This is a genomic window from Bacillus coreaensis (genome assembly GCF_050586445.1).
GTDB lineage: Bacteria > Bacillota > Bacilli > Bacillales > Cytobacillaceae > Robertmurraya_A > Robertmurraya_A coreaensis.
The window spans coordinates 125,672-133,744 of record NZ_JBOCCY010000012.1; the positions used below are offsets into that span (position 1 = coordinate 125,672).

6 protein-coding genes and 1 pseudogene are annotated in these 8,073 nt (G+C 39.7%); 2 read left to right on the forward strand and 5 right to left on the reverse strand.

The window, feature by feature from the left end:
• Window positions 1–44: 44 nt before the first annotated feature.
• Window positions 45–1,316, reverse strand: coding sequence for an MFS transporter (locus ACQ5H4_RS17270; RefSeq protein ID WP_430776239.1), 1,272 nt, complete (start codon window positions 1,314–1,316; stop codon window positions 45–47).
• A gap of 169 nt (window positions 1,317–1,485) precedes the next feature.
• Between ACQ5H4_RS17270 and ACQ5H4_RS17275 the strand changes: the two genes are divergently transcribed.
• Window positions 1,486–2,688, forward strand: coding sequence for a CynX/NimT family MFS transporter (locus tag ACQ5H4_RS17275; protein ID WP_430776240.1), 1,203 nt, complete (start codon window positions 1,486–1,488; stop codon window positions 2,686–2,688).
• 53 nt (window positions 2,689–2,741) lie between these two features.
• On the opposite strand, the gene ACQ5H4_RS17280 is transcribed toward ACQ5H4_RS17275, so the two are convergent.
• Window positions 2,742–3,962, reverse strand: a complete 1,221-nt coding sequence (locus ACQ5H4_RS17280; protein ID WP_430776241.1) for a YecA family protein — start codon at window positions 3,960–3,962, stop codon at window positions 2,742–2,744.
• A 383-nt stretch (window positions 3,963–4,345) separates the two neighbouring features.
• Between ACQ5H4_RS17280 and katG the strand changes: the two genes are divergently transcribed.
• Window positions 4,346–6,565 (forward strand): catalase/peroxidase HPI, encoded by a 2,220-nt coding sequence (gene katG / locus ACQ5H4_RS17285; protein WP_430776242.1) that lies wholly within the window; start codon window positions 4,346–4,348, stop codon window positions 6,563–6,565.
• Window positions 6,566–6,680: 115 nt separating this feature from the next.
• Here katG and ACQ5H4_RS17290 read toward each other — a convergent pair whose 3' ends face one another.
• The 3 genes and pseudogenes from ACQ5H4_RS17290 to ACQ5H4_RS17300 form a co-directional block, all read right to left on the reverse strand.
• Window positions 6,681–7,064 carry a nuclear transport factor 2 family protein gene (locus ACQ5H4_RS17290; protein ID WP_430776243.1) on the reverse strand — a complete coding sequence of 128 codons (384 nt, stop codon included), beginning with the start codon at window positions 7,062–7,064 and terminating at the stop codon, window positions 6,681–6,683.
• A 122-nt stretch (window positions 7,065–7,186) separates the two neighbouring features.
• A complete protein-coding gene (locus ACQ5H4_RS17295; protein WP_430776244.1) occupies window positions 7,187–7,381 on the reverse strand; it encodes a hypothetical protein in 195 nt (64 codons plus the stop codon).
• Between the two features lie 432 nt (window positions 7,382–7,813).
• Window positions 7,814–8,073: pseudogene (locus tag ACQ5H4_RS17300) on the reverse strand (reverse transcriptase domain-containing protein); the annotation flags it as partial.

Here is an 8,073-nt window from a genome sequence, read left to right on the forward strand (position 1 = left end):
ACACATCTGAAATCGCATTCGGAATACTATAAAAATTTTAATAATTAAGAATTTTGGTTACTGATTACACTTCCCTCCTCTTGCCGCTTTTCCTTAATCAAGCTAACTCCCAATAGACCAATCATAGAAAAGATCACTGGAATGAAAAATCCGTAGTAGTATCCTTCAGCAATAGCACTTGAGGCTTGAAAATAATCCAACACGATGCCAAAAATGCTTGGCAAAAGGACGGCACTTAGAAACCCTCCTGTATTGGCAACCCCAGAAACAATGCCTGATTCGATGATCGGAAACGTTTGCCGAACAAGTGCAAACGTCAAGGCACTTGCCCCAAATCCAAATCCAATCATAAAGAACAGCAAATAAAGCATGAAAACAGGCGGATTTCCATGAAAGAAGAGAAAGCAAACCCACCCCAACATAGTAAAGACATGAACCATCACATAAGGAAGTTTAATCGTTCCTAATCGACTTGACATCCAGCTAGCTAGAGGGGCTCCGATCAATGCCCCAATCAACCCAATCATGATAAACTGACTCGCATCTGATCGCGTCATATCATACACCGTCATTCCGTACGGTACAGCCCAAGAACCGATAAATCCTACATACGCGCCGACAACCCCAAAATGACAGCAAAATAATGCCCATACCTGTCGATTGGAAAAAGTTCTTCGTAATAAAGTCAGTGTTTTTTCTCTTGGTATTTCGTTTTTTACAGATATATTTGTCAGAGAAAGCTGTTTTGGTTTTTTTAAAAGAACGATATAAAGGAGTAGGCCACACAGACATAGGAGCAGTCCTGCTGAAAAGAAGGCTGCCCGCCAGCCAAGGAAGCTAATCCAAGCAGAGAAGGGGACCGTGGCTAAAAGGAAACCCACGCTTCCAGTCATACCTGCAAACCCAATTAAACGAACAAATTCCTTTCGATTAAACCATTGCCCTAGTATTAACACCATATTGACCCAGATGGTTGCATCTCCCGTTCCCGTCAATATTCTCGCAAAAAACAGGACAAATTCATGCGTTCCAAGACTATAAATAATCGTTCCTACCCCTGTAAGGATCGCACCGACAATGAGGAAAAAATTAGGGCCATACCGATCGGCCATAATCCCCATCGGTATTTGCAAGCCCGTGTAGACAAAAAATTGAATACTGGTTAGTAACCCGATTGTTGAGGCCGTTACCTGAAAATCCCTCATCACTTGATCTGTAATAAGTCCCGGAGCGGTTCGCTGGCTCGCCATTAATAAATAAGTAAACAGGACTGTAGCAAAGACAACCCATCTAAATTGGCTATTTTGTTTATTCAATGTTTTTCTCCTGTTGGCTTTTTACTCATATATATATGGGATTGCTTCCATAGTTATTTATAGGGTATGAAATAAGGACTGGACCCTCTCGAAACTGGGACTTGTTTATTAACCCTCTACTTTATGTATGCTATACTGTAGAAAGTTTGTCTTAATGGAGGAGCACTTGATGGAATTACTAAAAACGAAGTCATATACACATTCAAATTATTTCTATTTGTTGATCGCTGGTATCGTCCTTATTGCATTTAACCTACGCCCTGCCATCACATCATTAGGACCTTTGGTTGGGATGATTCAAGAGGATGTTGGCCTGGCACACTGGAGCGCAGGACTCTTGATGAGCCTGCCGTTAGTCGTATTTGCTGTCATGTCCCCTCTGGTTCCTAAGATAGCTGGTCGGCTAACAAATGAAGGGACTTTATTGATTGGATTAACCACTCTTTTGATCGGCATTTCCATTCGCTCGATTCCCACACCTTTTTTACTTTTCACTGGGACTCTTTTGGTCGGTTTAGGCATCGCGATAGGAAATGTCCTTTTGCCCGCGGTAGTGAAGGAGCGTTTTCCTAAAAAATTCGGGTTGATGACAAGTGTTTACTCTACTTCCATGGGGTTAATTGCCTCATTAGCATCAGGAATCAGCATCCCTTTAGCTGTTGATGGGGATCTTGGGTGGCAGGGAGCACAAATTGTTTGGGGGATACCAGTAATTATCGCTCTTATCTTGTGGGGGTTTCTTTTTAAATATAAAGAAGAAGGGAAAAGCGAAAGCCAACTGAAGCAAAGAACGGCTTCCAAGCAGATATGGCGTTCATCCCTTGCCTGGCAAATCGCGATATTCATGGGTTTTCAGTCTTTCTCCTTTTATGTCACGATTTCGTGGTTAACGGAAATCTTACATGGCCACGGAATAAATCTGGAAACCGCAGGATGGCTTCTATCCTTCACACAGCTCGTAGGGTTACCCGCAAGCTTTGTTATCCCAGTTCTTGCCGGCCGTTTTCAATCACAGGTATGGCTCTCTTTTTCCCTAGGGTTGTTTGCTGTTATCGGTTATAGCGGATTATTGCTGGGTTCCACCTATCCCATTCTAATTGTAAGTATCATCTTTATTGGAATCGCATTAGGCGGAAGCTTTCCGTTAGCACTTACTTATATAGGGCTCCGTACTCAAACCGGCCAACAGACAGCCGCTTTATCGGGTATGGCACAATCAACTGGATATGTTCTAGCAGCAGTCGGTCCACTTTTTATCGGATATTTATATGACCTCACACATGCATGGACTGTTCCTCTAATTATGTTGATTGTCGTATCGATTATATTAACGGTATTTGGGATGTTATCTGGTCGGGATCGGTATGTGTAGGTGATCAGCCTTCTGGTATATGCGGGTGCTAAATTGATATTTAGCACCCATATTCAAGAATTCCCGCAACACTTCTTATACTTTTTCCCACTTCCACATGGACATGGATCGTTACGACCGATTGCCTTCCGACTTTTGAAGTCAATCACATTGGATGAAGGCCCAGGATTAGCTAGAACTGCAGATGGAACACTTTTTGAGTTGCTTCCTTGAGAGATTTCTCTCGGTGTATGACCTTTCAAGATCCACTGTCTCGAGTGATTAAATAATTCTGTCAGATAATATGCAAGACCCTGGACGAATTCCAAATCAGGAAATTCGAATCGTTGTTCAAAATACTCGACCGCTTGGTTCAAACTACCATCATTAAATATCATGATATTTAAATCTTCTGCAAGATCCTCCGTATCCTCAGCCGTCACATCATAATACTGCTGTAAGAATTGAATCAAGCTTTTCAATTCTTTAGTTTTTTCAACGTATCCCGGATTACCAGCTTTGACAAGTTGCTGTTTGGTAAAAGGGTAATAGTCTATACTAGAACGTTTTTCAATTTCAACAAAAATCTCCTTCTGATCGATCACTCTCTTATCTACTAGACCATACGCTGAATATGCGGTTTGCTTATAATAGTCACTAGCACTAGTAAATACATGTAAAAATTCTAAGAAATCTATTTCTTGCTTCATTAATTCACTAACCCTGTCAACTAGAAGGGAAGTGTTCATGATCCCATTGTAATAAAGTAATCCTTGGGTAAGGTGAATCCACTCTGTATTTCTGTCAATAATTTGTTGTAATTGCTGACCCTCTAACGTAAGAAATTGTTCTATAATTTCATTAGGGACAGCTAATCCCTTTTCCCCATCTAACTGGATGGGAAAAATTACTCCCCAAGTCATCAAAGCCTCCACTTTTTTCACTGATATTTTCCTTGGCAATGGGAGCTTCCCTGATTGTTTCACTATATTTTTTAAAAGAACATACCTTTCTTTGTCAAATCTAGAAAGAATCCTGGGTAAATGGGTTGGAATCGCAATTACCAGTTCCTTTATTAAATCACCTTTATTCAAGTTACTAATTCCTTTTAATTCAAGATTCTTACGTATTTTATCCAATTCAGTCTTTGAAAGAGAGTTAAGCATACTTTCTAATTGAAAAGGCTCACTAACATGTCTCCACAACTTCTGCTCCCTTTTTTCTTGTAGCTCTCTCTCGTATCTTAATCCTTGAGCGATTCCTTTTCTGATCTTATTAATTGTTTTAATATCCAATCCAGACACCTCTTATCCATTCTTGCTAATAATCTTATTTTAACAAAAAAATTCTTTAGAAGACTCTGCTAGGTATCACTAAACGCTATATTTTCAACTGTTACCAGAAAATATCATTCTCATCTAAAAATCCCTACACACTCTTATTCTCAGTTATTCTTTCTGATTTTCTTTAAGATTAGACTTCTTTTATTTGAAAAAATACATATATATTAACTAGATAATCCTGTTAATTATGATAGAAATCCAAAAAATATTTATTCTTCACGAGATATTCCTTTCAATTTAATGAATCTTATTTTATAATAACTATAAAGTAATAATTATATTTTCATAGATGTAATTATTCTAATACAAACATTACAAAAGGAGAGATTTATATAATGGAAGGTTTTAGCACTACAAACGGTGGCAAATGCCCGTTTAACCATGGCAGCACGACTACTCCTAAATCTAGCGGTACAACAAATAAAGATTTTTGGCCAAATCAGTTAAACTTAAATATACTACGTCAGCATGACAAAAAATCTAATCCTTTAGGAGAAGACTTTAATTATGCAGAAGAATTTCAAAAATTAGATTACGAGGCACTAAAGCAAGATCTTCGCAACTTAATGACAGACAGCCAAGATTGGTGGCCTGCTGACTATGGTCATTATGGTCCAATGTTTATTCGTATGTCTTGGCACGCGGCTGGTACATACCGTACGGGCGACGGACGTGGTGGCGGCGGAACAGGCAATCAGCGTTTTGCTCCACTGAACAGCTGGGCGGATAACGTGAACGTTGATAAAGCACGTAGACTATTATGGCCAATTAAGCAAAAGTATGGGAACAAGATTTCTTGGGCTGACTTATTGCTTTTAACAGGAAACGTGGCACTTGAATCAATGGGCTTAAAGACATTTGGATTTGGTGGCGGACGTGCGGACATTTGGCATCCAGAAGAAGACATCTACTGGGGTTCTGAAACTGAAATGCTAGGCGATAACCGTTACACTGGTGATCGTGAGCTTGAAAATCCACTTGCTGCTGTTCAAATGGGACTTATCTATGTAAACCCAGAAGGTCCAAATGGCAAGCCAGATCCATTAAAAAGCGCACTTGACATTCGCGAAACATTCGGTCGTATGGGAATGAATGATGAAGAAACCGTTGCATTAATCGCTGGTGGTCATACTTTTGGTAAGGCACACGGTGCAGGAGATGCTGCCCAAGTTGGTCCAGACCCAGAAGCGGCTCCTCTTGAAGCACAAGGCTTTGGTTGGCTAAGCACTCATGGTAGTGGTAAAGGTGGGGATACCATCTCTAGTGGTCTTGAAGGTGCTTGGACGGCGAATCCAACACAGTGGGATAATGGATACTTCGACTTATTGTTTGGATATGATTGGTGGTTAACGAAGAGTCCTGCAGGGGCATATCAATGGATGGCCGTAGACCCTGCTGAAAAAGATCTTGCACCAGATGCAGCCGATTCATCCAAGAAAGTTCCGACCATTATGTTTACCTCGGATTTAGCCTTACGTCATGACCCAATTTACGAGAAGATTTCACGTCGTTTCCATGCAAATCCTGATGAGTTTGCTGATGCATTTGCTCGCGCATGGTTCAAACTTTTACACCGTGACATGGGTCCTAAATCAAGATACCTTGGTCCAGAAGTTCCAGAAGAAGAACTTATCTGGCAAGATCCTGTACCAGCGGTTGATTATGAATTAACGGAAGAAGAAGTAGCAAAAATCAAGGTATTGATCCTTGACTCTGGACTTACAATTGGTGAGCTAGTGACAACTGCTTGGGCTTCAGCAAGTACTTTCCGTGGCTCAGATAATCGTGGTGGTGCCAATGGTGCCCGTATCCGCCTTACTCCACAGAAGGATTGGGAAGTAAACCAACCCGAACAACTACAAAGAGTTCTTTCTGTGCTTGAAGAAGTTCAAAGCAATCTAGAGAAGAAAGTTAGCCTTGCTGACTTAATCGTACTAGGTGGCTCTGCGGCAGTAGAAAAAGCAGCACAAGCAGCAGGCTTTGATGTAACCGTTCCGTTTGCTCCTGGACGTGGGGATGCAACACAAGAACAAACAGATGCAGAAAGCTTTGATGTACTTGAGCCTGTTGCTGATGGTTTCCGCAACTACCAGAAGAAAGAGTACAGTGTTACTTCAGAAGAGCTTCTTGTAGACAAGGCACAACTTCTAGGCCTTACAGCACCAGAAATGACCGTTCTTATTGGTGGTATGCGTGTGTTAGGTACGAACCATGATGGTACGGATCACGGTGTATTCACTGATCGTGTAGGAACACTTACGAACGACTTCTTCGTGAACTTACTCGACATGGGTGTAGAATGGAAAGCTGTAGACGGAATCGTATATGAAGGACGTGATCGTAAGACAGGTGAAGTTGCAAGAACAGCAACTAGAGTGGACCTAGTATTCGGTTCAAACTCCATTTTACGTGCGATTGCTGAAGTGTATGCGCAAGAAGATAACAAAGAAAAATTTGTTAATGACTTTATCGCTGCTTGGGTAAAAGTAATGAACGCTGATCGTTTTGATCTTACTGTAACTAAAACGAATGCTGTCGCTGAGCATAGCGCTTAATATATAAAAATAGAAGCACGCGAAACTCCCTGTTATACGGGGCTTCGCGTGCTTTTTTTATTCTAGTATTAGAATGGTTCTTTTTCCGATGTAAACTAGCAAGAATGGAAACGAGTCATAACACGGTACCTTTAATAACTTCATTTAATTGCAGTGGTGATATTGTTCCTTGATGGAAATATAACTGCCATCTACCGTCTATAAGTTTCCATATGGAACTGCGAAGTGTATTGCGATTTCTAGTTTTATCTACTACAAAATAGGTTGATAAAACTAGATCTGATGATAAGGGATATATTTTGTGGTTATGTAAAGTCATTTCTGTTAGTACAACTCCTGATTCAAGACATTTCTTTTTATCATACATATAACCAGAACTACCAATTTCAAAGAAATCATCTGCAAGTATTCTATCTAGTTCTTCACGATTTTTACGAACTTCAAGTCCTGTGTGCTTTTCCTCTAATGCTTTTATATGTTCCTTTAAATTCCCATCCATTACTCTATCCTCCACCCACATTTTTATTTCTATCTTTCGTCATCCTTCTTTTATAAACCTGCACCGCTGCTTGAATAGAGAATCTAATAAATTTATTACTAAACGTTTGGCTTCAATATTTTTTAACCCTTACCTTTTTCATCAAACTGAGCTGCAACTGCAACAATAAATAAGATTGGTAAATAAAAGATAACACCAAAAATAATTAAAAATCCTATTCCATCTCTAGTAGAAGGATCATTTGTATCCATGAGTAAACCAATGATGAGTACAACAAACAACAGGAACCCAATTCCAAATACCTTTAAAAATTTCAATAAACTCACCTTCTTTTTTATATTGCTACGGATGAAAAGCCCCTTCCTTTTAATACCAATTATTTCAAAATGGAATTGTTTTCGCAATCGTTTATTGCACTATCTGACCGATTTTAGAATAAGGGCTAAGGACGATTCTTCACCTAAACTACTTTTTAGTCGAATAGAAAAAGCAATCTGCCCCTTTAGAAAAAAAGGACCGCCACAGCGATCACTTTCTTAACTCTTACCCCTTTAGCTTAAGTGCAACTCTTCACAATACATAAAAAATCATTGCCCGGCCCCTTTGGATGGCTCCCTAACTAAAAAATCCCAATGCATATTTAATTCCTTCTTCGACTTCACTTGTTTCATATCCTTCTAAATGTTCCTGTGAAATTTCAAGTTTTGTTTTGGATAGTGAATAACCACTGTCTAAATTCACATCTAATGTAAAAGAGGAGACAGGATTCCTCCTTGCGGAGTTCCTTTAGTTGGAACACCATTGCCTTTGATTGGTGCTTTTAGCATTCTCGAGACAATCGTTAATACTCTTTTGTCGCGTATGCCTATACTGTACATTTGTTTAATTAACTTTGAATGGCTCACCTTGTCAAAGAAACCTTGTATATCAATGTCTACTACATGATGCAACTTCACATTATTGACTAAGAACTGACATCTGGCCATTACATGATGAGTTGATCTATTTG

Bases quoted from the DNA above. Each gene is read 5' to 3' on its own strand.
- ACQ5H4_RS17275 (WP_430776240.1), top strand. From the start codon at position 1,486: ATGGAATTACTAAAAACGAAGTCATATACACATTCAAATTATTTCTAT.
- katG (WP_430776242.1), top strand. From the start codon at position 4,346: ATGGAAGGTTTTAGCACTACAAACGGTGGCAAATGCCCGTTTAACCAT.
- ACQ5H4_RS17290 (WP_430776243.1), bottom strand. From the start codon at position 7,064: ATGGATGGGAATTTAAAGGAACATATAAAAGCATTAGAGGAAAAGCAC.